This window comes from Ensifer sp. M14, from assembly GCF_003355565.1.
Taxonomy (GTDB): Bacteria; Pseudomonadota; Alphaproteobacteria; order Rhizobiales; family Rhizobiaceae; genus Ensifer.
The window spans coordinates 2,605,726-2,630,995 of the sequence record NZ_QJNR01000004.1 but is presented as its reverse complement, the minus strand read 5'-3'; the positions used below and the strand labels follow the sequence as shown (position 1 = coordinate 2,630,995).

Sequence of the window (25,270 nt, the reverse complement as noted above, 5' to 3'; positions counted from 1 at the left end):
TCACCCCTTTCCCTGGCAGGATTCGAGATCGAAGACGGCAAAGCGTGGCAGCATACCTTCGGCGAGCGGCATCTTCGGCGTGAAGCGGATGACCTTCGTTTCCCCTTCGGTGAGGTCGAAGGCATTCTCGGAGTAGCGCCCGGAAACATCGGCCTCGATCATCACATGCAGGGCCAAGCCGTCGGCCGTGACTGAAACGTCGAAGGCACCGTCATCCACAGGCGCTACGGCAAGCGTCAGCTTGGAAGGCTGAAGATCGAGCGCCTTGTAGGTTCCGTTCACGTGATGCCCCTCGCCGCACATGCCGTTCGAAGCCTCGAAGGACCAGAACAACAGTGCGTTTGCGGGAATGTCGCGTGCAGCGATGCTGACCAAGGTCGTCGCCCGGTCCGGCGGGCATGTGCCGGCTGCCGCCATCAACGGCTCGCGCTTGCCGTCAAGCGTGACGACGAAGGCCTGCAGTTCCACCGTCACCGGCGCGGCTGTGTCGTTGACCATCGAGAAGCTGATCTCCCTGCCTTCGTTTGACGGAATGGCGGCAACGGCCACCGGCTGGAAGAAGCGCCGCACCATGTAATGCATTGCCTTCCAGCTGCCGCCGTAATCGAGGCTCGACCAGGAGGCGACCGGCCAGGTGTCGTTGAGCTGCCAGTAGAGCGTGCCCATGCAATGGGGCTTGAGCGAGCGCCAGTAATCGACGGCCGTGCGGATCGCCAGTCCCTGCTGGACCTGGCTGAGATAGACGAAGCTCGGGAAATCCTTGGGGAAGCGGAAGTAACGGAACATCGTGCCGGCAATGCGCTCGTTGCCGCCGACATTCTTCTGGTGGCTCTCGATCACCGGGGCGGCGATATTGAGGTCCTTTGTCCCCGCGAACTGCCGGATCACTGGCATCGACGTATAGGACTGGAAGCCGAACTCCGAGCAGAAGCGCGGTCGCACCGAGCGATAATTGTCGAAGGATTTGTTCTCGTGCCAGACCGACCAGTAGTGCATGTCACCGGAACCGTCGGAATGCCAGGCGTCGCCGAAATCGAGATAGCCGGATGCCGGGCTTGACGGCCACCAGATCGCCTCCGGCAAGGCACCCTTCAGCGCCACTTCAACCGTGCGGTTCAGACGGTCGTAGGAAACCAGATAGCGGTCGCGGTCCTTGCGCGGCTCGTCGAACCAGGTGAGCGCACCGACCAATTCGTTGTCGCCGCACCAGAGTGCAATTGACGGATGAGACGACAGACGCTTGACCTGGTAGTCGACCTCGGCTGCCACATTGTCGAGAAAATCCGGTGTCGAGGGATAGAGATTGCAGGCGAACATGAAGTCCTGCCAGACCATCAGGCCCAGCCGATCGCAGAGATCGTAGAACCAGTCCGGCTCATAGAAGCCGCCGCCCCAGATGCGGATCATGTTCATGTTGGCATCGACCGCCGAGGTCAGTAGATCCTCGACACCATCAGGCGTCACCCGCGACATCAGCGCGTCGGCCGGGATCCAGTTGGCGCCACGGCAGAAGATTTCGCGGCCGTTGACGCGGAAGGCAAAGCGACTGCCTGCCTCGTCCTTGTCGGTCAAAAGCTCGATGGTGCGGAAACCGATCTGTCGGCTCACCTGCTCCTGCGGCACCTCGACGGTCAGCAGCGAAAGGTTTTGCTCGCCGCTTCCGGCCGGCCACCAGCGTTTCGGATCCGTGACGGTAAAGACATGGGTGATGCGGGTCTCACCAGTGCCGACGGCGCAATCGAGCCGCTCCCTCTGGTCGTCGAGCGAGAAATGAACGGACAGGATGCCCGGTCCGTCGGCGAAAAGCGTGACGGTCACCAGCAGATCGACCGAGCCATCGTCGAGCCAGATCTGTTTTGTCGTCACATGCTCGATGCGGGCGATCTCCAGCCGGCGCAGCGCCAGCGTGCCGTAAACGCCGAGCGGTGCAATCGCGATATTCCAGTCCCAGCCGAAATGGCACTGGGGTTTCCTCAGCATGTTGCCGTTGGCGATCGGCGAATTGCCGGGATGGTAGGGCACATAAAAAGGTTGCGCCGCCTGTCGGCGCGTACCCTCTGTTATCGAGGACGGCAGCACGATGCGGATGCGGTTTTCGCCTGATACAAGCGCGCGCGACACGTCGGGACGGTGGCGACGGAAGCAATTGTCTGCCTCGAGCACCAGCCGGTCGTTGACGAAGACGGAGGCAACCGTGTCGATGCAGTCGAGGTCGAGATACCAGTAACCGCCGAGATCATCGGCATCGATCGAAACCGTGCGCTCGATCACCCAGTCCTTGTGCGCCACCCACTGCACGTCGTCCTCGTTGCGGCCGACATAGGGGTCGTCGATCACGCCGGCCCTTTGCAGCGCCGTGTGCACATCGCCCGGCAGGGCCATGGTGACGGCATGGCTTTGATCGCTTGCGGCAAGCTGCCAGTTGCCTGCCAGATCGAGATAACAAGCGGTTCGGTTCAGGTCCTCAGAGAGCATTTTCATATTCCGTTGATCACCGGCCACAGCGCCGGCATGCCAGTGTGTCGAAACGCGCCGCAGGATGGAAGCCGGCGCGTTTCCTCATCATCTAGAGGCGGTTTTCGCTTGCTGCGTCGAAGATCGAGGCGACCGCCATGTCGAAGGACAAAGTGACCGCCGTGCCCGGCTTGTAGCGACGCTGGCCGGCTATGCGCACCGACATCGACTGGCCGGCAAGCTTCAGCCAGAGCAGATTGTCGGCGCCCATCGGCTCCTCGATATCGACGACGGCCTGATGCGACGGCTGACCGTCCGATGCCTCGTCGACGCGCACATGCTCCGGCCTGACGCCGACGACAACCTTCTGCCCTGCCTTGAAGGCCCCACGCGATGGATAGGCCGACACATCGAAATCGACGCCATTGGCATGCACGAAGGCCCGCCCATCCTTCAACTGAAGTTCGCCGCGGAAGAAGTTCATCGACGGCGAGCCGATGAAGCCGGCGACGAACAGGTTCTCCGGCGCGTTGTAGATCGTCATCGGGTCGGCAAGCTGCTGGATGACACCGCTCTTCATGACGGCGATGCGATCGGCGAGCGTCAGCGCCTCGATCTGGTCGTGGGTGACGTAGATCATCGTGTTCTTCAGCGACTGATGCAGGCGCTTGATCTCCACGCGCAGCTCCGAGCGCAGCTTGGCGTCGAGGTTCGACAGTGGCTCGTCGAACAGGAACACGTCGACATCGCGCACCAGCGCCCGGCCGATCGCCACACGCTGGCGCTGGCCGCCGGACAATTCGGCGGGCTTGCGCTTCAGCAACGGCTGGATCTGCAGGATTTCGGCAGCACGGCTGATGCGCTTGTCGATCTCGGTCTTCTCGACCTTGGCCACCTGGAGCCCGAAGGAGAGGTTTTTCTCCACCGACATCTGCGGATAGAGCGCGTAGGACTGAAACACCATGCCGATGCCGCGGTCCTTCGGCTCCTCCCACGTGACGTTCTTGTTCTTGATGAAGATCTGGCCGTCGCTGACATCGAGCAGACCGGCGATGCAGTTGAGCAAGGTCGACTTGCCGCAGCCGGACGAGCCAAGCAGCACCAGGAACTCGCCATCCTTGATGTCGAGGTTGAGCGTGTCGAGCACTGTGACGGCACCGAAGCTCAACGACAGATCCTTGACCGATACGCTGACGTTTTCCATGCCCTTATCCTTTCACTGCGCCGGCGGCGATGCCGCGAACAAAAAGCCGCCCGGAGACGAAGTATACGAATAGCGGAACGGCACCGGTTAGGATGGTGGCCGCCATGTTGACGTTGTATTCCTTCACGCCCTGCACCGAATTGACGATGTTGTTGAGCTGGACGGTCATCGGGTAATATTCCGGCCGGGTGAACACCACGCCGAACAGGAAGTCGTTCCAGATGCCGGTGACCTGCAGGATCATCGCCACCACGAAGATCGGCATCGACATCGGCAGCATGATGCGGAAATAGATCGTCCAGAATCCGGCACCGTCGACGCGGGCCGCCTTGAACAGCTCTTCCGGCAGCCCGGCGAAATAGTTGCGGAACAGAAGCGTCAGGATCGGCATGCCGAAGATGGTGTGCACGATGATCAGGCCGGTCAGCGAACCATAGACGCCAAGCTCGCGCAGCACGATGACGATCGGATAGATCATCACCTGATAGGGGATGAAGGCACCGACGATCAGGATGGTGAAGAACAGGTCCGCACCCTTGAACCGCCAGTTGGCCAGCGCATAGCCGTTGATCGAGGCAATCGCGATCGACACGATGGTCGAGGGAACGGTGATGCGCACCGAATTCCAGAAGCCGCGCGAGAGCCCGTCGCAATTGAGCCCGGTGCAGGCGCTCGACCACGCCTTGACCCAGGGCTCGAAGGTGATTTCGAGCGGCGGCGCGAAGATGTTGCCGAGCCGGATTTCCGGCATGCCCTTCAGCGACGTCATGACCATGACGTAGAGCGGCAGCAGATAGTAGAGCGCCACGACGATCAGGGTGCCGTAGATCATGATGTTGCGGCCCGAGAGCGCCCGGCGCGGCTTGCGGCCGCGGGGACCTGCCTGGGTGGCCCGCGCCTGGACCTTTTCCACTTCGGGCTCGATGCCCGCGTCGATGGTGTTGAAAGCTGCGATCTCAGGCACGCTTGCGCCCTCCCCCAAATTCGAGATAGGCCCAGGGCACGATGATGATGGCGACCGTCACGAGCATCATGGTCGAGGCGGCAAATCCCTGACCTAGGTTCTGCGCCTGGAACATGTAATCGTAGACATATTTGGCCGGCACTTCCGAGGCGATGCCAGGGCCGCCGCTCGTCTGCGCCACCACCAGGTCATAGACCTTGACGATGCCGCTCGCGATGATGACGAGCGTGGTGATGAACACGCCACGCATCATCGGGATGATCACCAGCAGATAGGTCTTCCACATGGGTATCCCGTCGACGCGGGTCGCCTTCCATATGTCTTCGTCAATGCCACGCAGCCCGGCCAGCATCAGGCACATGACGAGTCCGGTCCCCTGCCAGAGGGCCGCGATCAGGATGCCGTAGATGACGATGTTGGAATTATAGAGCGGATCGAAGGCGAAGCTCGTCCAGCCGAGCGAACGCACCACCGACTGGATGCCGAATTCCGGATTAAGCAGCCACTGCCACACGAGGCCCGTCACGATGAAGGACAGCGCGAAGGGGTAGAGCATGATCGTGCGGAAGGTGTTTTCAAAACGGATCTTCTGATCCATCAGCGCCGCCAGCAGAAAGCCGATGACCAGGCTGAAAACCAGCGAGAAGAACCCGTAGATCACCAGGTTCTGGACCGACATGAGCCAGCGCGGTGCCGCCCACAGCCGCTCATACTGATCGAGGCCGACGAATGACAGCCGCGGCAACAGCTTGGAATTGGTGAAGGAATAGACGACCGTCCAGACCGTGCCGCCGAGGAAGATGACCACGGCCGTCAGGATCATGGGGACGGAGGCAAATTTCGCATTCAGGTTCCGCAGCCACTGGTTCGGCCGACCCGAACCGCGTGTGTAACCCGCCATGTTTCGTTCCTCCGGAACTGCATTGAATTTCAGATGGCAGGCAGCGTCGATAACAGCGAATGACCCGCCGCTCGAAAACCGCCTTGCCACGTTGAAGCCACTCCCCCTATGCCCTGTCGGGGCAAAGGCACGCTGGTCCGCCTGAACATTACGTGCCGCAAGGGAGCCTTGGCCGGCCCCGCACGAAGGCGAGGCCGACGGATCAAGGAAGGCTCAATCACTCCGCCGAGGCGATGATGTCGGCAAAGCGCTTCTGCGCATCTTCCGGTGTCATGGATGCGTTGGCGAAGAACTCGGAGAACAGATCTTCCTTCTGTTTCTGGCTGTCGGCAGACAGAAGCTGGTCCGTGCCCTGGATCACGTTGCCCTTGGCAAGAATGTCCAGGCCCTTCTTCATGCAGTCGTTGGCGGCAGCGAGGTCGACGTCGCCGCGCACCGGCAGCGAGCCCTTCTTCAGGTTGAACGCAACCTGCGTCGCCGGGTTCAGGAGCGTCGATGCCAGCACTTCCTGAGCCTTGGACTTTTCCTCGTCCTTGAGGAGCGGGAAGTAGAAGGCATCACCGCCGGTCGAGATGACTTCGTTGACGCCGAGACCCGGCAGGCAGGTGTAGTCCGTTCCGGCCTTCTGGCCGGCAAGCTGGAACTCGCCCTGCGCCCAGTCGCCCATGATCTGCCCGCCGGCCTTGCCGGTGATGACCATGTTCGTCGCCTGGTTCCAGTCCTGAACGTTGGTGCCCTTGGACATGCGGCGCGCATCGTCGGCAGCCTTGAAGACCTTGGCGATCTCAGGCCCCGCGGCCACTTCCTCATCCTTGTCGCCAAAGACCTTCTGGAACGTATCCTTGCCGGCGATTGCGACCATCAGCACGTCGAAGGCGCCAGCGGCCTGCCACGCCTGTCCGCCGACGGCGAGCGGCACGATGCCGGCCTTTTCGAGCGCCGGGGCGGCCGCGACGAACTCGTCCCAGTTCTTCGGCACCTCGACACCCGCCGTTTTGAAGGCGGCGTTCGACAACCAGAGCCACTGCCAGGAGTGGATGTTGACCGGCGCGCAATAGATCTTGCCATCGATGGTGCAGGAATCGAGCAGGCTTGCCGGCTTGATGATATCCTTCCACTTCTCCTTGGTGGCGATATCGGTCAGGTCGCGCATCAACCCGGCCTGCACAAGCTCCTCGGCCTGGCGACCATGGTTGAATTGCGTGGCTGCCATCGGGTCGCCACCGGTAATGCGGCTGACCATGATCGGCCGCGCCGTGCTGCCAGCGCCGGCGATTGCACCGTCAACCCAATGGTTGCCGGTCGCATCGAAAGCCTTGGCCAGTTCGGCGACTGCCGCCGCCTCACCGCCAGACGTCCACCAATGGGTTACCTCTAGATCGGCAGCACTTGCCGCACCGAGCGGCAGCGCCACCGTCACCGCCAAAGCGGCCGCGAAAGAACGTAAATTCATGAGTCTCCTCCCTCACTGTAACGTTACCGTAAAAAACTTAGAGGAAACATTCCCGGTCCGCAACTCCCACCCCAATGAATTTAAACAGATTCATCACTTACAATCTTAAGGCGTATTTCAAGGCATCAAAATGAGCCTACGATCATCCCGGACAGGTCGATGAAACAAGGCGCCCTGGCCCACTATCCCGCTGTTTTTGATAAATTTTGCGTCAAACGGCGGCGATTTTGCTGCATGTGCTCTCTCGCAAATGCACAATGCTCGATGCGACGAAGCGAACTCAACCAGAGTGTTCCATCTGCCGCAGCGCAGCAACAAAAATGCTCGACAGCGCTACTGTATCGTTACAGATTTATGGGAATGTCGCCGTCCAGAAGCAGGATAGCTCCTCGTCACATTTCGTATATAAGGCGATGAAGTGACGCGAAATGGGACGGCAGGCGACAACGGCAAGGGCGGGCGTGGGGACGGCGATGGACAGCAAGACGAAAAACAGACCGCTGACGCCGCCGCCGGATGGCGGCAGACCGACGCTGAAGACGATCGCCTTCATGACCGGGCTCGGCATCACCACCGTTTCGCGCGCGCTGAAAGATGCGCCCGATATCGGCGCGGAAACCAAGGAGCGCGTGCGCCTCGTCGCCAAGCAGATCGGCTACCAGCCGAACCGCGCCGGCGTGCGCCTGAGAACCGGCAAGACCAATGTCATCAGCCTGGTGCTGACGCTGGAAGAAGAGATCATGGGCATTACCAGCCCCATGGTCGTCGGCATCACCGAAGTGCTGGCCGGCACGCCCTATCATCTTGTCGTGACGCCCTATAGCGCCACCAAGGACGCGCTGGCGCCGATCCGCTATATCCTCGACACCGGTGCCGCCGATGGCGTGATCATCTCGCGCACCGAGCCGCACGATCCGCGCGTGGCGCTTCTGACGGAACGCGGCCTGCCCTTCGTCACCCATGGCCGTACCGAGATGGGCGTCGTCCACCCCTATCACGACTTCGACAACGAGCGTTTTGCCTATGAGGCCGTGCGCGAACTGGTGGAGCGCGGCCGCAAGCGCCTGGTGCTGCTGGAGCCGCCGCCGCACCTGACCTTCTATTCCCATATGCGCGCCGGCTTCGAGCACGGGCTTCGTGACTTCCAGGCGGATGCCGTCAGCTTCCACCACATCAACATCGACCACACGCTGGTCGAGATCCGCGACGCCTTCGAGACGCTGATGCGTTCCGACGATCCGCCCGACGGTATTGTGTCCGGCAGCGGTTCGGGCGCGATCGCGCTGATTGCCGGGCTGGAAGCCGCCAAAAAGACGCTCGGCAAGGATGCCGACATGGTGTCCAAGGTGCCGAGCGACTTTCTGCGCTGGCTGCGCCCCGAAGTGGTGACCATGTACGAGGACATCCGGGTTGCCGGCCGCGAACTTGCCAAGGCGGTGATCGGCCATATCGACGGCCAGCCGTCCGAGGCACTGCAAAGCCTCAGCCAGCCGGAGCTTCAATCCGCCGTGCCCGTGTCGATCAAGCGGTAGCGCCCCGGTCCAGCGCATGCTGTCCTGCGGTATTGCGGCACCATCAGCGATCAGCTTGTCGCGCCGTGCGGCAACCTGTGGACGCACTGACATCGGGGCGGTAGACGACACTCGTGCAGAAAGCAGAGGGTCCGAGATGAACATCGTCGTGAGAAGAGCCAGAGCCGAAGACGTCGAGGCGATCTTCGACATCCGCACCAGCGTCGTTCAGAACCACCTTTCGCGCGAACAGCTGTCGGAAATGGGCATCACGCCCTCGACACTGACCGAAATGCTGGCGGCCGACGCCGGCGTCTGGATCGCCGAGGTCGATGGCATCCTTGCCGCATTCTCGTCGATGGACGACGAGGACGGCTCCGTCTTTGCGCTGTTCGTCAACCCGGATTTCGAAGGGCTTGGACTTGGAAGGCTGCTGTTGCAGGAGGCGGAAACCGCCCTCTTCCACAGCCACGAAACGATCTGGCTCGAGACCGACGGGCGCGAGGGTATCCGCGCCAACGGCTTTTACCGCAAGCATGGCTGGATCCACGTGGACACGATGGCGAATGGCGATATCCGATATGAAAAACGTCGCCCGAAATAGCCGCATTTGCCCCCTCGACAGGAAGCGCACGATCGCATTGATGCGTGCGCTCTGGCCTGTCGGCATCCGCCGACAATGACGACACCTACAAAGCGCCCAGGAAACGCTCGACACGGCCCCAGGTGAGACGGGCTGCCTCCGCGTCGTAATCCGGCAGAGCGGCATCCGTATAGAGATGTCCGACGCCGGGATAGCTGAAGGCTTCGAGCGCAATCGGCGATCGCTCGGCAACCGCGCGCCAAGCGGCGACATCCTCCGCCGGCTCATAGATATCCGGATCGGCCAGATGCAGTTGCACGGGAACGTCGTCACGGGCATTCACCGGGATTTCGACGATGCTGTGGAGAAGCAGAACACCCGACGTTTCCGGCCGCTTCGCCCAGAGAAACGAGGCTATGGCAGCGCCGAAGGAAAAACCGCCAAGCACCGCGGATGCCGGCTGACCGACGACTGACGCTTCCGCCCGTTCGCTGAGCTTCCGCCACCCGATCCTGTCTCTGAGCGCGAAGCCCTCGTCGATCGAGGCCGCAGTCTGACCGTCGAAGAGATCGGGCGTGACGACATCGTGGCCCATGGCCCGTAGCCTGGCGGCAGCGTCACGCTCCAGCGCGCGCAGCCCGAGGATGGAATGAAACAGGATCACTGTGGCCATCGACTTGCTCCTCGCACCGGCTGCCATACAGAAACGTGACATAGGATAGCGTGCGGATCGAGACAATGCCGACCAGAACCCAACATCCAAGCCTCGCCACAGCCCTGAAGACAACATATGCGCAAAACGAAACGGGGCGACCTAAGCCGCCCCGTTCGAAACTCCAGTCTTCGCCTGATCAGGCGTTGAGGCCGCTGCCCCAGGGGCCGTGATGAGCGTCGGCGCCATCGACGCGGTCGAAGCCGTGGGCGCCGAAGAAGTCGCGCTGGGCCTGGATCACATTGGCCGTGCCGCGGCCGCGGCGGTAGCTGTCGAAGTAGCCGAGTGCCGAGGCCAGTGCCGGTGCAGGCAGGCCGTTAAGCGCTGCTGTCGATACGACTCGGCGCAGCGCCCCGTCAGTTTCCTTGACCATCGCGGCAAAGGCCGGGGTGACGATCAGGTTGGCGGCATCAGGCGCCTTGGTGAAGGCGGTGGTGATTTCGTCCAGGAACTGCGAGCGGATGATGCAGCCGGCGCGCCAGATCTTGGCGATCGTCGGCATTGGCAGCGACCAGTCGAATTCCTTCGAGGCGGCGGACATGACGGCAAAGCCCTGTGCATAGGCGCCGATCTTGGCGGCCAGCAGCGCGCTTTCCAGGTCCTTGATGAAGGCGGCCCTGTCAGCGACCTTGAACTCGCCGACATCGGGCAGGCCGAGAATCTTCTCGGCGGCTTCGCGCTCTGCCTTGGCAGACGAGATGCTGCGCGCGGCAACGGCCGCTTCGATCGCAGTCGCCGGTACGCCCATGTTCTGCGCTTCGATCACCGACCATTTGCCTGTGCCCTTCTGGCCGGCCTTGTCGAGGATCAGGTCGACGATCGGCTTGCCGGTCAAAGGATCTGCTGCCTTCAGCACCTTCTCGGTGATCTCGATCAGGTAGGAATTCAGGCGGCCCTTGTTCCAGGCGCCGAACACTTCGCCGATTTCGCCGGCCGTCATCTTCAGGCCGTCGCGCAGGATGCCGTAGATTTCGGCGATCATCTGCATGTCGGCATATTCGATGCCGTTGTGGATGGTCTTGACGAAGTGGCCGGCGCCGTTTTCGCCGAGCCAGGCAACGCACGGGTCGTTGTCATACTTGGCAGCAATCGAGGTCAGCACCGTCTCGACGCGCTTGTAGGAATCTTCCGTGCCGCCGACCATGATCGACGGGCCGTGGCGCGCGCCCTCTTCACCGCCGGAAACGCCCATGCCGATGAAGGTGAGGCCCGAATCCTTCAGCGCATCGAAGCGGCGCATCGTGTCGCGGAAGTTGGCGTTGCCCGCATCGATCATGATGTCGCCCTTGGCGAGATAGGGCTTCAGGATTTCCATCTGCTGGTCGACCGGTTCGCCGGCCTTGATCATGATGATGATCGGGCGCGGCGGGCGGATGGCGGCAACGAACTCCTCGATGGTGTCGCAGGGCACGATCTGGCCCTGAAGTTCGCCGGCTTCCGCGTAGAATTTATGCGTCGCCTCGACGGTGCGGTTGAAGACCGCGATCTTGTTGCCTTTTTCAGCGATGTTGAGCGCCAGGTTCGAGCCCATGACGCCGAGACCGATAAGGCCGATTTCCGCCTGTGACACGTGATTGCCTCCATTGGACAGGAGAGCCGGACGCGATCTGGATAACCGCGTGGGAGCCGGCCCCTCGAATTGAACTTCGCGCGCTCGCATTGCCCCTCGGGAAAGGGGCGGACGCAAGATGCGACGGCGGAGGCTGTTTTGGCATTCAAATCGATTAACGACAAGCGATTCTTGAGAAAATCACTCCTTTTCGGGCTTTCCGTCGCCATCGTCGAGCACGCGCCAGGAAGCCCCTTCGAGGTCTTCGTACTGGCCGCTCTTCAGCGCCCAGAGGAAGGCGACCAGGCCAAGCCCGCCTAAGAACAGCGCGATCGGAATGAGATAGATCAGCGTGTTCATGAGGCGGTTCCCATCGCGTCCATTGCTGCCGGCGCCTGCCGCTCGGCCGTCGCCGGACTCTTGGCGCTGGCCGCACGCAGGCGCAGCGCATTGGCAACGACGATCACCGACGAGGTCGACATGGCGACGGCGGCAATCAGCGGCGTGGCGTAGCCCATGATGGCGATCGGCACGGCAATGATGTTGTAGCCGATCGCCAGGGCAAAGTTCTGGCGGATCAATCGGCCAGCCCGGCGAGACGTGTCGATCGCCATGGGCACCGCATCGAGCCCTTGGTGCAGGAAGACGAAGTCGGCGGCCTGCCGGCCGACATCGGCTGCCGTTGCCGGCGCCATAGACACATGGGCCGCACGCAGCGCCGGCGCATCGTTGATGCCGTCGCCGACCATCAGCACCCGGTGGCCGCCTTCGGCTGCAGCCGCGCATTCGTCGACCTTGCCGCGCGGCGACAGTTCGGAGCGCCAGCGCTCGATACCGAGCCTGCGGGCAAGCGCTGCCACCACGGGCTCGCGGTCGCCAGAGAGAATGCCGGTTGCAAATCCCAGGCGGGTAAGCTTGTCGATGCTTTCGCGCGCCTGCGGCCGCAGCCGGTCTTCGAAGTGGAAGCAGGCAAGTTCGCGTCCGTCGAGCGACAGGATCACCTCCGACTGGCCGTTCGCCTCGCCGGCGTCGCCGCAGGCAAAGGCGCGGCTGCCGAGGCGATAGAGGCCTTCGGTCGTCTGCGCCTCGATGCCGGCACCGGGAATTTCGCGGATGTCGCCGGAGAGAACCGGTGCGATCGGAGCCGCATCGTGAATGGCCATCGCCAGCGGGTGGCGCGAATGCACGGCAAGTCCGGCGGCGGTCGCAAGCACCGTCGGCTTGATCCCGGCGCCATTGGTAAGACGCGGTTCGCCCGCCGTCAGCGTACCGGTCTTGTCGAACAGCACCGTGTCGATCTCGGCCAGCCGTTCCATGGCCGAGCCGTCCTTGACCATGATGCCGTTCTGGAAGAGCCGGCCTGCGGCGATCACCTGCACCACCGGCACCGCCAGTCCGAGGGCACAGGGGCATGTGATGATCAGGACCGCCACGGCCACCAGCATGGCGTGATGGAAATCGCCGTCGATGACCATCCAGCCGATGAAGCTCAGGAACGCCAGCAGATGCACCGCCGGCGAATAGTATTGGGCGGCGCGATCGGCGATGCGGCGATAGCGTGCCCTGCCCCCTTCGGCGGCTTCCATCAGCCCCATGATTTCTGCGAGCAGCGAGTCGCGCGCAGCGGCCGTCGCCTCGATCGTCAGCGGGCCGGTCAGGTTGAGCGTGCCGGCCTCCACCGTGTCGCCGACATGCACCGGGGCTGGTGCACTTTCGCCGTTGACGATCGACCGGTCGAGGTCGCTCGAGCCGAAGAGGATCTTCCCATCCACAGGAATGCGCTCGCCGGCCGCAATCGCCAGCTTTTCGCCCGGCTTGATCTCGTCCACCGGCCGGTATTCGCGGGCGCCATCGGCGTCGACAACCATTGCGCCGCGCGGCGACAGGCGCGCCAGGCTGCTGATGGCGGAGCGGGCGCGGCCGCGCATCATATGGTCGAGCGTGCGGCCGATCAGCAGGAAGAACAGCAGCATCACCGTGCCGTCGAACCAGGCATGGGTGCCATGGGTGATGGTCTCGTAGAGCGAGATGCCGTAGGAGAGCGTGATCGCCAGCGCGATCGGCACGTCCATGTTGGTGCGGCCATGCTTCAGCGCGTTCCAAGCGGATGAGTAGAAGAACCGGCCGGCATAGATCAGCGTCGGCGCGGCGATCAGCGCCGAAATCCAATGGAAGAGATCGCGTGTGGCGGCCTCGGCACCGGACCAGACCGAGACCGAAAGCAGCATGATGTTGGTCGAGGCAAAACCGGCGACGGCGACGGCCCGCACCAGTTGTTTCAAGTGCGTGTCGCCTTCCTCCTCGCCGGGAGCGAACAGATGTGTCTCATAGCCGCGCTCGCGGATCGCGCGCGCCAGCTCGCGCGGGTCGGTGCGTGCGCCGTCGACGTCTTCCTTCCAGACGACCGATACCCGGCGCGAAGAAAGGTTGACGCGGGCGCGCTCCACCTCCGGCCGCGTTTTCAGCGCAGCCTCGATCGTGGTGATGCAGGCGCCGCAGTGGATGCCGGGCACGCTGAGATCGGTCTGGCGAAGGCCGCCGCCGAGCGCCCGGCTGGTCAGCCACAGCTCTTCCGAACTCGGTAGGGCCTGCCCTGACCTGTCGATCTCCAGCGCGGTTTCGGCACCGGCAGCGCAGCAACTCATGGACGCTCTCCCGGCGCGATGAAGCGGATGGCCTGGCGGTAGACGACCTTGTCGCCCGCCGTCGCGGTGATATCGGCAATCCATTGGCCGCGTTTCAGGTCGGTAGCGGCGACAAAGACGCCCTCGCCCTGATGCGCCATTTCGACCTGCACGTCCTCGTGCTCCTCGACCGGGCGCTTGAACACGGCAACCACCTTGTCGGCCGAGGTTTCGGCCTTGCCTTGGCGCGTCAGCGTGTAGCGAACCGCGCCCGGCTCAAGGCTCAGCTTGCCGTCCAGGCCGCTTTCCGCAAAGGCGCGCGCCTCCTTGACCTTGCCGTTGAACTGCTGGCTGGCGACGTAGGTGTTCGGCACGACCAGCCCGCTCCAGCTATGGCTGGCATTCCACGCCATGATCAGGTTGACGGTGATGATGGTGCCGAAGAACAGCACCATCACGCCGAGCATATGCCATCCGGTGAAGACACGGGGTTGCCTGCCTTGTTCAGCGGTCATTTCGCGGCTCCCGGTGCGTTGAAGTTGGCCTTGTAGACGTCGCGTTCATGGCTCGACGGATCCTCCACGATCAGGCTGAAGCCGTCGTCCGCTTCGCCGAGTTTGTCTTTCGGCACGGTCACGAACACCTTCAGCGCCGTCACCTTGTCCGGATCGACGCCGACGGCAAAGCTGCGGCCGTCGCCCGGCGCATGGCCGGCAATGCGCATCATTGCCGACGGCATGCCGTCGATGGTGAGCGTGATCGTGCGCTGTTCAGGGATCATGTTCAAGAGCTTGACCATGTAGCCGTTGCGCACCGATCCATCGGATTCGACCACGAATTGCGGGTTGCGATCGTGCAGCACGTTCAGCTCCAGCCGGTCGCGCGCAAGCAGGGCATAGAGCAGGCCGATGCCAACAAGTGTCCAGACGCCGAGATAGACAAGCACGCGCGGCCGGAAGACGATCTTCCAGTTGAAATGCCTGACCTTGTCGACAAACGTCCCATCAGCATCGCGCACCCGGGCAGGCTCGATCGCCGTCGTGCCACCATTGGTGGCGAGCGCCATGTTGGAGGCGTAGTCGCTGAGCGTCGCATAGGCGATCAGCCCGCGCTCGCGGCCGAGTTTGTCCATGACGTTGTCGCAGGCGTCGATGCAAAGCGCGCAGGTGATGCATTCGAGCTGCTGGCCGTCGCGAATGTCGATGCCCATGGGACAGACGACGACGCAGGCATTGCAGTCGACGCAATCGCCGACGCTCTCGCCGGCGGCTGCCGCCTTCTTTTGGTGGCGCGAACGCGGTTCGCCGCGCCAGTCGTTATAGGTGACGACGAGAGAATTTTCGTCGAGCATCGCCGCCTGGATACGCGGCCACGGGCACATGTAGGTGCAGACCTGCTCGCGCATCAGCCCACCGAAGACATAGGTGGTGGCGGTCAGGATCGCGACGGTCATATAGGCAATCGTCGGCGCCTCGAGCGAAACGAAGCTCTTCAAAAGCGCCGGCGCGTCGGCGAAGTAGAAGATCCAGGCGCCACCGGTGGCAATGCCGATCAGGATCCAGGTCGAATGTTTGACGACCCTCTTTGTGATCTTGTCGAGTGTCCACGGTCCGGCATCGAGCTTCATGCGGGCGTTGCGGTCACCCTCGATGTAGCGCTCGACGACCAGGAACAGATCGACCCAGACCGTCTGCGGACAGGTGTAGCCGCACCAGGCGCGCCCGACGGCTGACGTGACGAGGAACAGTCCGAAACCGGCCATGACGAGAAGCCCGGCCACGAAGAAGAATTCCTGCGGCCAGATCTCGATGAAGAAGAAATAGAACCGGCGGGCGGCGATATCCACGAGCACCGCCTGGTCGGGCGCATGTTCGCCGCGGTCCCAGCGGATCCAGGGCGTCAGGTAATAAATGCCGAGCGTTACCAGCATCACCAGCCATTTGAACTGGCGGAATCGTCCCTCGGCGCGCTTCGGGAAGATCTTCTTGCGCTTCTCATAGAGCGGCTTGCGCACATGCGCCGCGTTGACCGCCTCGGCCTCGTGGCGTTCGACGATGGGGGCGTTTGTGGCGGATTGAGGCTGCATGTGTGGGAAATCCCCGAATATATCGCGTATTGAACGCTGTTTTGCCTGATTTGCCCGCGGCAAACGTTGATCTGTGTCAAGTTTGCGGGCTAAAGCGACTGCATGCGTCGAAACGTCCGGCCTTCGTGCCGCACGACCCTGATGGCACTTGCCACACCACGACATCTAGCCAAACCAACGAGGACCGCATGGACACGATCATCGGCTTTCTGAACACGATCTTTTGGGGCTATGTGCTGATCTATGGCCTTCTCGCCGTCGGCATCTTTTTCACCATCCGGCTCGGCTTTCCCCAGATCGTGCATTTCGGCGAGATGTTCCGCGTGCTCGCCAGCGGCGGCTCGAAGGATGCGGCAGGCATCAGCCCGTTCCAGGCGCTGACTGTCAGCCTCGCCTCGCGCGTCGGCACCGGCAACCTTGCCGGCGTCGCCGTCGCGCTTTACCTCGGCGGACCGGGCGCGACCTTCTGGATGTGGATGGTCGCACTCGTTGGCATGGCGACCGCCTATGCGGAAAGCGCCCTTGCCCAGCTCTACAAGGTCAAGAACGAAAACGGCCAGTATCGCGGCGGGCCGGCCTTCTACATTGCGCGCGGCCTCAACGCACCGTGGGCGGCGACGATCTTTTCCGTCTGCCTCATCCTGTCCTTCGGTCTCGTCTTCAATGCGGTCCAGGCCAATTCCATCGCCGATGCAGTCCAGGGCGCTTTCGGCGTTCCGAAGATCGCGGTCGGCATCGCCGTTGCCGCTCTCTCGGGCATCGTCATCTTCGGCGGCATCCGCCAGATCGCCCGCGTTGCCGAAATCGTCGTGCCCTTCATGGCCGTCGCCTATCTGCTGATGGCGATCTACGTCCTGATCGCCAACGCCTCGCTCGTCCCGAACGTGCTCTGGACGATCATTTCCAGCGCTTTCGGCCTGCAGGAAGCGGCAGGCGGCGTCGCCGGCGGCGTGACCGCCGCGATGATGAACGGCGTCAAGCGCGGCCTCTTCTCCAACGAAGCCGGCATGGGCTCGGCTCCCAACATCGCTGCCGTCGCCACCCCGGTTCCGCATCACCCGGCCTCGCAAGGCTTCGTGCAGTCGCTCGGCGTCTTCATCGACACGATCCTGATCTGCACCGCGACCTCGGTGATGATCCTCCTGTCCGGTACGCTCGAGCCCGGTTCGGGCGTCACCGGCACGCAACTGACCCAGGCGGCGATGAATGTCCATATCGGCTGGGCGGGCAGCTATTTCATCGCCATTGCGATCTTTTTCTTCGCCTTCACCTCGATCATCGGCAATTACTCCTATGCGGAAAACGCGTTGACCTATCTCGGCGGCGCAAACCGTCTCGGCGTCACCCTGATGCGCTGCGCGGTTCTCGCCATGGTCGTCTGGGGCGCCTCTGAGAGCATCGCCACCGTGTTCGATGCCGCCGATGCCTCCATGGGCCTGATGGCAACGATCAACCTGATTGCCATCCTGCTCCTGTCAGGTACCATTGCCAAGCTGACGAAGGACTATTTCGCCCAGCGCAAGCAGGGTGTCGAACCGGTGTTCCACGCCGCCGACTATCCGGAACTGCAGGGGCAGATCGACGGCGAGATCTGGTCGCGCGACTAAGGCGGCGCCGGGCCGCACCGGGACGCGGCCACCGATAGGAGCAAGGCATGCATGGTACGCTTCAGCCGATGACGCTTGCCAAACGCTGCGGCATCTACCGCGAGCGCACGGCGCCTGCCTCGCTTGTCGCCCATGTGGAATGCCTGTGGAGCCATGCCATATCGGATAGCCCGCCCTCGCCGATGGCAGTCGTGCCCGACGGTTGTGTCGATATCATCTGGTCGAGCCGGGGCATTGCGATCGCGGGGCCGGACAGGGTTGCAGCCTTTCCGGTAATCGGGCCCGGCGAGACCGTGGTGGGCTTGCGCTTTCGCACCGGCAGTGCAGCCTCCTGGCTGCGCACACCGCTCTGCGAGCTGACCGGCACGGTCGTGCCGCTCGAAGCGTTCTGGGGGGCTGCGGCTCGCGAACTCCATCTGCGGATGACCGAAGCCGAAAGCGTGGCAGCGCGGACCACCGTCCTTGCGCAAGCGGCAGAACAAAGACTGCCGGCGATTGCCGCCCCGCCTGCCGACATCGCCGCCTGCCTGGCACAGTTGCGACAGCGCCGCTCTGCGTCGTCGGACAACCCGATCCGGTTGCTGGCGCTGGCGACAGGAACCAGCGAGCGCACGCTGCGCCGCCGTTGCCACGAACACTTCGGCTTTGGCGCCAAGACGCTCGACCGCATCCTTCGCCTGCAACGCTTTCTTGCCGCCTACCGAAGCGATGCGCAGCCGAGCCTGTCAACGCTTGCCCTTGATGCCGGCTACGCCGACCAGGCCCACCTGTCGCGCGATACCCGCGAACTGACCTCGCTGTCGCCGCGCGAAATCCGGCGTCAGCTCGCGAGCTGACTGGCCGTTTCGTTCAAGACGGCAACACCGTGCGATGCTACCCCTTGATCGTAGCAGCAAACGCAAGGTGAGCGAACGCATGACGACACTGGCAGCGAACATCATCCACATCTCCATCGAGCGCGACTGGCACGAGGTCTACGCCTTCATGGCCACACCGGAAAACATGCCGCTCTGGGCATCGGGCCTGTCGTCCGGCCTGACGCGCGACGGTGACGAATGGATCGCCCCCGGACCGCTTGGCAATGCGCGCGTGCGCTTTGCGCCAGACAACGCCTTCGGCGTCGTGGACCATCTGGTGACGCTTGAAACCGGCCTGAAGGTGCAGAACGCCCTGCGCGTCGTGCCGAACGGCGATGGCGCCGAAGTGATGTTCACGCTTCTGCGGCAGGCCGATATGAGCGACGAACAATTCGCCAGCGACGCCGAATGGGTGGCGAAGGATCTGGCCGCCTTGAAGTCAATTCTGGAATCCGAAAACGACAGGACACATCATGGGTAACAAGGGCAACGACCGCCGCATCGACTATGTCGAGTTCAACGTCTCCGACATCGCTGCCAGCAAATCGTTCTACGGCGGCGCATTCGGCTGGACCTTCACCGATTACGGCCCGCAATATTGCGAGTTCCAGGACGGACGGCTGACCGGCGGCTTCACCACGACAGGCCCGGTCCGGGCCGGCGGACCGCTGATCATCATCTATGCGGACAAGCTGGAAGACGCCGTGACGAAGATCGAGGCCGCCGGCGGCAAGATCCTGCAGCCGATCTTTGCCTTCCCCGGCGGGCGTCGTTTCCACTTCGCCGATCCCGACGGCTACGAGCTGGCGGTGTGGTCGGCACAATAGCGGGCCAAGGCACCCGCTTCCTTCCACTGTGGACAGCCGGCGCTCACGTCTTGAGATTTTACGCCGGCTTAATCTTTGCAGCCCAAGATTGCGCGCGAAAATAAAAAGCGGCAAAGGGCGCTGGGCAATGTCAGACGAGCATGAGTTTCTGCGCAATTCCGTCATCATCGGCGCCCACCCCGACGACGAGCTTTTGTGGTTCACCTCGATCCTCAAAAAGGTCGACGAGGTCATCATCCTCTACCGCGACATTTGGTCGGAGCCGCAGATGGGCAACGCCCGCGTTGCCGCGATCAAGGCCTATCCGCGCGGCAGTATCCGTTTCCTCGAGATGGAAGAGACCGGCTCCTTCGACTGCGCCGACTGGACGAACCCGAAGCCCGGCCCCTATGGCATGGAATTCGGCACTGAGGGCACACGCCGTGAGGCCAAGCGCGTGGTGAAGAAGTCGCTGTCACAGTTCATGCCCGGCAGCTTCCGGCATTCGACGCGACCGATTGCCCAGGCCTATCGCGACAACTACGAAACGCTCTACCGCACGCTGCTGCCGCTGCTGAAGCCCGAGATGAACGTCTTCACCCACAACCCCTGGGGCGAGTATGGCCACGAGGACCATGTGCAGGTGTTTCGCGTGCTCGACCGGCTGCGCGACGAGATCGGCTTCAAGCTATGGATGTCCAACTATTGCACCGAACGTTCGATGCCATTGGCCATGCAGTATTTCAGTCGCAAGCCGGTCAACTATTTCAGGCTGCCGGCCGACAAGGCCTTTGCCGAGGAAGTCGCCGCCGTCTATCGCGACAACGGCTGCTGGACCTGGCGCGACGACTGGATCTGGTTCGATGACGAATGCTTCATGGAAGCGCCGCGCAGCAAGCCCGAGGGCGGCGGCTTTCACTTGCTGCCGATGAACCTGTTCAACTTCGGCACGGTCGTACGCCGGCCGGTCAACGCACCGCTGCTTTTGGGTGCAGCCCTTTCGAGCGTCGTGGTCGGCGCAACCATCGCCGCCGCGCTGGAATGATATGGCCGCGTCCTTCGACGCGGCCACCAACCATTTGGAATCGCTCCGTCTTTACGGTGGCAACATTCTTGAACGACGTTCCCTGCTGGCCCGAAGGAAACGTCTTCGGTGTTCTCGCACCAATAGATATTGGCTGCTTCGTTGCCAAGGATATCAACCGTCATGAAACTGGCTCACATCAACCTGGTAGCCCGAGATGCGAAAGCGCTCGCAGCGTTCTACACGACTGTCATGAAATGCGAATCCCTTCGTGAACCCAAGATGTTGTCCGGGGAAAAAGTGTCACGCGGCAATGGTATCTCGAACTCTGAGATATATACGATCTGGCTCACCTTCCCCGAACTCGAACGCCCTTTCTTGGAGATACATGAGCACGAGTTCACTCATGACCGGGACCAGCCAAAGGTGAACGAGCCCGGTTTTGGTCACTTATCATTCCAGATGGAAGATATTGGCGTCGTGCTCGAGGAGATCATCGAGGCTGGCGGGGCGCAGATCGGCGAAATCACGGACTTTGGGACGCCGGATAAGCCATTTCTTATTGCTTATGCACGCGATCCAGAGGGAAACGTCCTGGAGCTTGAGCAGGTATGTAATCGAACGAGATGCTGACGACCGCTCGTGGCACACAGTTGCCATCGGCGCTTCCTTGGACCTTTCGGCGTAGGAAATGTCCCGACATCGGGTGTTCGAGCGCTATCGCGACAGCTGGCTCTGCGATACCGCATTCAGGCCAAAGGCCGCGTCGTCTGACGCGGCCTCTTCTTGCAACTTCACGATTGGCCAACCGTGAGCCTTACTCGCCCCCACCCAGCGAATGCACGAACACCGCTAGCTGCTTGACCGTGGTGTCGCCGAGACGCGGCAACCAGGCGGGCATGACGCCGTGCTTGGGCGCCTTCATCTGGGCGATGATCGCCTGCTCGCTTGAGCCGTTGAGCCAGAGCGCGTCGGCGAGGTCCGGCGCGCCGAACTCGCGGTTGCCCTTGGCGTCGGCCCCGTGGCAGGAGGCGCAATTGGCTTCGAACAGCGCCTTGCCCGGCTCGACCATTGTCGCATCCGAAGGCGTGCCGGTCAGGCTGACGACATAGGCCGCCGTCTGCTTGATTTCCTCCGGCTTGAGAATCTCGGTAAAGGACGGCATTTCGGAGACGCGCGTGTCGTCGTCGCCGGTATAGCGAATGCCATGTGCCACCGTCTGGTAGATCTCCTCAGGCTTGCCGCCCCACAACCAGTCGTCGTCATTGAGGTTGGGGAACCCGGCCGAACCTGCAGCGCCCGAACCGTGGCACTGGGCACAGTTGACCTTGAAGGCCGAGGCGCCGGCTGCAACCGCGAACTGGTGAAGCTGCGGATCGGCGATGATCTGATCGAGCGAGCTTGCCGCGATCTTTTCCAGATTGCCGGCCTGCGCCGCCTTGGCATCCGAAAGCTCGACGCTGAGCTCGCCCCGGCTGGAGTAGCCGATGACGCCCTTGGTCGCATCGGTCAGAAGCGGCACCGCCGGATAGACGACCATATAGCCGATCGCCCAGACGATGGTGGCGTAGAAGGTATAGACCCACCAGCGCGGCATCGGGTTGTTGAGCTCGCGGATACCGTCCCATTCGTGGCCGGTTGTTTCGACGCCGCTGATCTCGTCGACATGTTTGTCCGCCATGGATCAATCCTCCTTCAGAGGTATGGCTGCGGCCCGTTCGGCGGCCTGCTTGGCGCCTGGCCGGAAGATGAAGGCGACGACGCCCAGGAAGAAGATCACCATGCCGAGCAGTGCCCAGCTGTCGGCGAACTGGCGCATGGCCGTGTAGGTTTCCATGTCCGTGCCCTCCTTAGCGATAGCCCGTGGTGTCGTCGTAGGTCGAGAAATCGACGAGCGTGCCGAGCATCTGGAGATAGGCGACAAGCGCATCCATCTCCGTCAGCCTCTGCGGATCGCCGTCGAAGTCGCCGAGCTTGGCCTTGGGGTAGCGCGCCTCGACGCCTGACGTGTCCGCATTCGGGTCGGCCTGCGCCTTGATGTCGGCGGTGGCGTTGTCGACCATCTCGTTCGAATAGGGCACGCCGACGGCCCTGTTGGCCTTCAGCTGGCCGGCGACGTTGCGCACATCGAGCGGCGTCGCCTTGAGGAAGGCGTAGCTCGGCATCACGGATTCCGGCACCACCGAGCGCGGCTCGATGAGGTGCTGCACGTGCCACTCGTTGGAGTAGCGGTCACCGACGCGGGCAAGATCAGGCCCGGTGCGCTTCGAGCCCCACTGGAACGGGTGGTCGTACATGGATTCCGCCGCCAGCGAGTAGTGACCGTAACGCTCCACCTCGTCGCGGAACGGCCGGATCATCTGGCTGTGACAGACGTAGCAGCCTTCGCGAATGTAGATGTCGCGCCCAGCCAGTTCCAACGGCGAGTAGGGCCGCATGCCTTCGACCTTCTCGATGGTGTTTTCGAGATAGAACAGCGGCGCGATTTCAACGATGCCGCCGATCGAAACGACGAGGAGCGAGCCAACGAGCAGCAGTGTTGCGTTGCGTTCCAACAGGGCGTGTTTGTCGAGAATGGACATGGTCTATGCCCTCCTATTCCGCTGGCTTGAGCACGGGCGTCGAACCGAAGATCGGAGCTTCGTCACGCACGCGGCCAAGGATGGTCATTGTTACGTTGAAGGCCATGAGCAAGGCGCCGGCGAGGAACAGGGCACCGCCCAGTGCACGCAGCACGTAGTAGGGCAGCATGGCCGCGACCGATTCCGCGAAGGAATAGACGAGGAAGCCCTGGTCGTCGTATTCGCGCCACATCAGGCCCTGCTGGATGCCGGCGACCCACATGACGGCGGCGTAGACGACGATGCCAAGCGTAGCGAGCCAGAAGTGCCAGTTGACCATGCGCACGCTATAGAGCCGCTCGCGGTTCCACAGCTTCGGTGTGAGATAGTAGATCGCGCCGAAGGTGATCAGGCCGTTCCAGCCGAGCGCACCCGAGTGCACGTGGCCGATCGTCCAGTCGGTGTAGTGGCTGAGCGAGTTGACGGTCTTGATCGACATCATCGGACCTTCGAAGGTCGCCATGCCGTAGAAGGCGACGGCCATGACCATCATGCGGATGATCGGGTCGGTACGGATCTTGTCCCAGGCGCCCGAAAGCGTCATCAGGCCGTTGATCATGCCACCCCAGGACGGCATCCACAGCATGATGGAGAAGACCATGCCGAGCGTCTGCGCCCAGTCCGGCAGAGCCGTGTAGTGCAGGTGGTGCGGACCGGCCCAGATGTACATGAAGATCAGCGACCAGAAGTGGATGATCGACAGGCGGTACGAGTAAACAGGGCGGTTGGCCTGCTTCGGGATGAAGTAATACATCATGCCGAGGAAGCCGGCCGTCAGGAAGAAGCCGACGGCGTTGTGGCCGTACCACCATTGCGTCAGCGCGTCCTGCACCCCGGCAAAGGCCGAGTAGCTCTTGGAGCCGAGGAAGGACACCGGGACCGCCAGGTTATTGACGATGTGCAGCATCGCGATGGTGACGATGAAGGCGAGGTAGAACCAGTTCGCCACGTAGATATGTGGCTCCTTGCGCCTGAGCAGCGTGCCCATGAACACCGCGAGATAGGCAACCCAGACGATCGTCAGCCACAGGTCGACATACCATTCCGGCTCGGCATATTCCTTCGACTGGGTGATGCCCAGCAGATAGCCGGTGGCAGCCATGACGATGAATAGCTGATAGCCCCAGAACACGAACCAGGCGAGATTGCCGCCGAACAGGCGGGCGCGGCTGGTGCGCTGGACGATGTAGAATGAGGTCGCGATCAGCGCGTTGCCGCCGAAGGCGAAGATCACCGCCGAGGTGTGCAGCGGCCGCATGCGGCCGAAGTTGAACCACGGCTCGATGTTGAGGTCCGGAAAGGCCAGTTGGAGCGCAACCACAACGCCCACGAGGAAGCCGACGACGCCCCAGAAGACGGTGGCGATCACGCCATACTTCACCACGTCGTCGGAATATTCCGACAGCGGCGCGGCCGCCTTGCCTGCGGATGCCGTGCTGAAATCGAGGCGTCGCAGCATGACGATGGTGCCACCGAGCAGCACGAAGAACAGCACCCACATATGGGCTTCAAACTGCCGGTCCTGGGCAAACCCGGCACCTAGCAGCGCCAGGAATGCACCGATCCCGAGCAGGATCGTCTCGAAAGTGTATTTCATGGTTGGGTCCCCAACTTTATCCGATGCAGACGCGTGCGCACACCGAGAGATGGCATGGCAGCGCAGCTTGCCGGAACCTGTCAGAATCGGGGCGCCTGCACCTTGATTCAGATCAAGGCCAGCCACGCCGACTTGCATCACCCTCAGGAAACAATGAGGGAGCGCCATAGGAGTTGGCGTCAGAACAGCATGAAGAGAACGAATGACAACGGCCGGATCAGGCCATGGACCGGTTTGCCGCCGCGCCCTGCCCTTTCGGGCGAACCGCGGGCCTGGCTGGCGCGCGCGCATCAGGAGCAGCTTGCGCTCTGCAACAGCCTGGAGGAAATCGCCGACAGCCTGCCGGCCGAAATCGACCGGCAAAAATGCGCCTACGCCGCCAAGATGCTGGAACCGCTGATCCGCGAACTGCATTCCGGCGAAGAAAGTGCGGTGTTTCGCTGGGTCGAGCAGAACTGCGGCGACGACCCTTCGATCGCCGCCACGCTCGCGCGGCTGAAATACGAGCACTGCGAGGATGAGTGCTTTGCCGAAGAACTGTCGGAGATGCTGGTGAAGCTCGGCGCAGCCGATGACAGCGTGAATGCAGAGACTGCAGGCTACATGCTGCGCGGTTTCTTTACAAATCTGCGCAGGCACATCGGCTTCGAGCAGGAATGTCTTCGCACGCTGCTTCCGGCCAGTTCAGACATCGTGCGCGCCGACATCAACTAAGAG

General features: G+C 62.5%; 24 protein-coding genes. 9 read left to right on the top strand and 15 right to left on the bottom strand.

The window, feature by feature from the left end:
• The 5 genes from BLJAPNOD_RS12660 to BLJAPNOD_RS12640 all read right to left on the bottom strand — a co-directional run bounded on the left by BLJAPNOD_RS12660 (nucleotide 1) and on the right by BLJAPNOD_RS12640 (nucleotide 6,976).
• Nucleotides 1-2,475 (bottom strand): glycoside hydrolase family 2 protein, encoded by a 2,475-nt coding sequence (locus BLJAPNOD_RS12660; protein WP_115420061.1) that lies wholly within the window; start codon nucleotides 2,473-2,475, stop codon nucleotides 1-3.
• A 91-nt stretch (nucleotides 2,476-2,566) separates the two neighbouring features.
• Nucleotides 2,567-3,658 carry an ABC transporter ATP-binding protein gene (locus BLJAPNOD_RS12655; RefSeq protein WP_115420060.1) on the bottom strand — a complete coding sequence of 364 codons (1,092 nt, stop codon included), beginning with the start codon at nucleotides 3,656-3,658 and terminating at the stop codon, nucleotides 2,567-2,569.
• A 4-nt stretch (nucleotides 3,659-3,662) separates the two neighbouring features.
• Entirely contained in the window at nucleotides 3,663-4,595 is a 933-nt protein-coding gene (locus BLJAPNOD_RS12650) for a carbohydrate ABC transporter permease (RefSeq protein ID WP_077503925.1), read from the bottom strand.
• A 19-nt stretch (nucleotides 4,596-4,614) separates the two neighbouring features.
• Nucleotides 4,615-5,523, bottom strand: a complete 909-nt coding sequence (locus BLJAPNOD_RS12645; RefSeq protein ID WP_077503798.1) for a sugar ABC transporter permease — start codon at nucleotides 5,521-5,523, stop codon at nucleotides 4,615-4,617.
• Between the two features lie 217 nt (nucleotides 5,524-5,740).
• Complete coding sequence (locus BLJAPNOD_RS12640) at nucleotides 5,741-6,976, bottom strand: ABC transporter substrate-binding protein (protein WP_115420059.1); 1,236 nt, start codon at nucleotides 6,974-6,976, stop codon at nucleotides 5,741-5,743.
• Between the two features lie 473 nt (nucleotides 6,977-7,449).
• Here BLJAPNOD_RS12640 and BLJAPNOD_RS12635 point away from each other — a divergent pair, with 473 nt between their 5' ends.
• Nucleotides 7,450-8,508: a LacI family transcriptional regulator gene (locus tag BLJAPNOD_RS12635; protein WP_115420058.1), complete on the top strand. Its 1,059-nt coding sequence runs from the start codon at nucleotides 7,450-7,452 to the stop codon at nucleotides 8,506-8,508.
• A 136-nt stretch (nucleotides 8,509-8,644) separates the two neighbouring features.
• The gene (locus tag BLJAPNOD_RS12630; protein WP_115420057.1) at nucleotides 8,645-9,091 is read left to right on the top strand and encodes a GNAT family N-acetyltransferase; all 447 of its coding nucleotides are present in this window, start codon (nucleotides 8,645-8,647) and stop codon (nucleotides 9,089-9,091) included.
• 85 nt (nucleotides 9,092-9,176) lie between these two features.
• Here BLJAPNOD_RS12630 and BLJAPNOD_RS12625 read toward each other — a convergent pair whose 3' ends face one another.
• The 6 genes from BLJAPNOD_RS12625 to ccoG all read right to left on the bottom strand — a co-directional run bounded on the left by BLJAPNOD_RS12625 (nucleotide 9,177) and on the right by ccoG (nucleotide 16,041).
• Nucleotides 9,177-9,743, bottom strand: a complete 567-nt coding sequence (locus BLJAPNOD_RS12625) for a dienelactone hydrolase family protein (RefSeq protein ID WP_115420056.1) — start codon at nucleotides 9,741-9,743, stop codon at nucleotides 9,177-9,179.
• A gap of 178 nt (nucleotides 9,744-9,921) precedes the next feature.
• On the bottom strand, nucleotides 9,922-11,352 hold the full coding sequence (gene gndA / locus BLJAPNOD_RS12620) for an NADP-dependent phosphogluconate dehydrogenase (protein ID WP_115420055.1): 1,431 nt from the start codon (nucleotides 11,350-11,352) through the stop codon (nucleotides 9,922-9,924).
• 180 nt (nucleotides 11,353-11,532) lie between these two features.
• Nucleotides 11,533-11,691 carry a cbb3-type cytochrome oxidase assembly protein CcoS gene (gene ccoS / locus BLJAPNOD_RS12615; protein WP_077503804.1) on the bottom strand — a complete coding sequence of 53 codons (159 nt, stop codon included), beginning with the start codon at nucleotides 11,689-11,691 and terminating at the stop codon, nucleotides 11,533-11,535.
• Complete coding sequence (locus BLJAPNOD_RS12610) at nucleotides 11,688-13,976, bottom strand: cation-translocating P-type ATPase (protein WP_115420054.1); 2,289 nt, start codon at nucleotides 13,974-13,976, stop codon at nucleotides 11,688-11,690. Before BLJAPNOD_RS12610 ends, ccoS begins: the two co-directional genes overlap by 4 nt.
• Entirely contained in the window at nucleotides 13,973-14,470 is a 498-nt protein-coding gene (locus BLJAPNOD_RS12605) for a FixH family protein (protein WP_115420053.1), read from the bottom strand. The genes BLJAPNOD_RS12610 and BLJAPNOD_RS12605 overlap by 4 nt, the downstream gene beginning before the upstream one ends.
• Entirely contained in the window at nucleotides 14,467-16,041 is a 1,575-nt protein-coding gene (ccoG, locus tag BLJAPNOD_RS12600; protein ID WP_115420052.1) for a cytochrome c oxidase accessory protein CcoG, read from the bottom strand. Before ccoG ends, BLJAPNOD_RS12605 begins: the two co-directional genes overlap by 4 nt.
• A 188-nt stretch (nucleotides 16,042-16,229) precedes the next feature.
• On the opposite strand from ccoG, the gene BLJAPNOD_RS12595 reads away from it, so the two are divergent.
• The 6 genes from BLJAPNOD_RS12595 (at nucleotide 16,230) to BLJAPNOD_RS12570 (ending at nucleotide 20,968) form a co-directional block, all read left to right on the top strand.
• The gene (locus tag BLJAPNOD_RS12595; protein ID WP_115420051.1) at nucleotides 16,230-17,648 is read left to right on the top strand and encodes a sodium:alanine symporter family protein; all 1,419 of its coding nucleotides are present in this window, start codon (nucleotides 16,230-16,232) and stop codon (nucleotides 17,646-17,648) included.
• Between the two features lie 47 nt (nucleotides 17,649-17,695).
• Nucleotides 17,696-18,484, top strand: a complete 789-nt coding sequence (locus BLJAPNOD_RS12590) for a helix-turn-helix domain-containing protein (RefSeq protein ID WP_115420050.1) — start codon at nucleotides 17,696-17,698, stop codon at nucleotides 18,482-18,484.
• 79 nt (nucleotides 18,485-18,563) lie between these two features.
• On the top strand, nucleotides 18,564-18,986 hold the full coding sequence (locus tag BLJAPNOD_RS12585) for an SRPBCC family protein (RefSeq protein ID WP_115421278.1): 423 nt from the start codon (nucleotides 18,564-18,566) through the stop codon (nucleotides 18,984-18,986).
• Nucleotides 18,979-19,332, top strand: coding sequence for a VOC family protein (locus BLJAPNOD_RS12580; RefSeq protein WP_115420049.1), 354 nt, complete (start codon nucleotides 18,979-18,981; stop codon nucleotides 19,330-19,332). Before BLJAPNOD_RS12585 ends, BLJAPNOD_RS12580 begins: the two co-directional genes overlap by 8 nt.
• A 127-nt stretch (nucleotides 19,333-19,459) precedes the next feature.
• Complete coding sequence (locus tag BLJAPNOD_RS12575) at nucleotides 19,460-20,356, top strand: hypothetical protein (protein WP_115420048.1); 897 nt, start codon at nucleotides 19,460-19,462, stop codon at nucleotides 20,354-20,356.
• Between the two features lie 162 nt (nucleotides 20,357-20,518).
• Complete coding sequence (locus BLJAPNOD_RS12570) at nucleotides 20,519-20,968, top strand: VOC family protein (protein ID WP_115420047.1); 450 nt, start codon at nucleotides 20,519-20,521, stop codon at nucleotides 20,966-20,968.
• Between the two features lie 184 nt (nucleotides 20,969-21,152).
• On the opposite strand, the gene ccoP is transcribed toward BLJAPNOD_RS12570, so the two are convergent.
• Genes ccoP through ccoN form a run of 4 tightly spaced genes read right to left on the bottom strand, consistent with a single transcriptional unit; the run spans nucleotide 21,153 to nucleotide 24,553 of the window.
• Nucleotides 21,153-22,016, bottom strand: a complete 864-nt coding sequence (ccoP, locus tag BLJAPNOD_RS12565) for a cytochrome-c oxidase, cbb3-type subunit III (RefSeq protein ID WP_115420046.1) — start codon at nucleotides 22,014-22,016, stop codon at nucleotides 21,153-21,155.
• 3 nt (nucleotides 22,017-22,019) lie between these two features.
• Entirely contained in the window at nucleotides 22,020-22,172 is a 153-nt protein-coding gene (locus BLJAPNOD_RS12560) for a cbb3-type cytochrome c oxidase subunit 3 (RefSeq protein WP_077503813.1), read from the bottom strand.
• Between the two features lie 13 nt (nucleotides 22,173-22,185).
• Nucleotides 22,186-22,917, bottom strand: a complete 732-nt coding sequence (ccoO, locus tag BLJAPNOD_RS12555; protein ID WP_115420045.1) for a cytochrome-c oxidase, cbb3-type subunit II — start codon at nucleotides 22,915-22,917, stop codon at nucleotides 22,186-22,188.
• Between the two features lie 13 nt (nucleotides 22,918-22,930).
• On the bottom strand, nucleotides 22,931-24,553 hold the full coding sequence (gene ccoN / locus BLJAPNOD_RS12550; RefSeq protein ID WP_115420044.1) for a cytochrome-c oxidase, cbb3-type subunit I: 1,623 nt from the start codon (nucleotides 24,551-24,553) through the stop codon (nucleotides 22,931-22,933).
• Between the two features lie 189 nt (nucleotides 24,554-24,742).
• On the opposite strand from ccoN, the gene BLJAPNOD_RS12545 reads away from it, so the two are divergent.
• The gene (locus BLJAPNOD_RS12545; protein ID WP_077503927.1) at nucleotides 24,743-25,267 is read left to right on the top strand and encodes a hemerythrin domain-containing protein; all 525 of its coding nucleotides are present in this window, start codon (nucleotides 24,743-24,745) and stop codon (nucleotides 25,265-25,267) included.
• The last annotated feature ends 3 nt before the right edge of the window (nucleotides 25,268-25,270 follow it).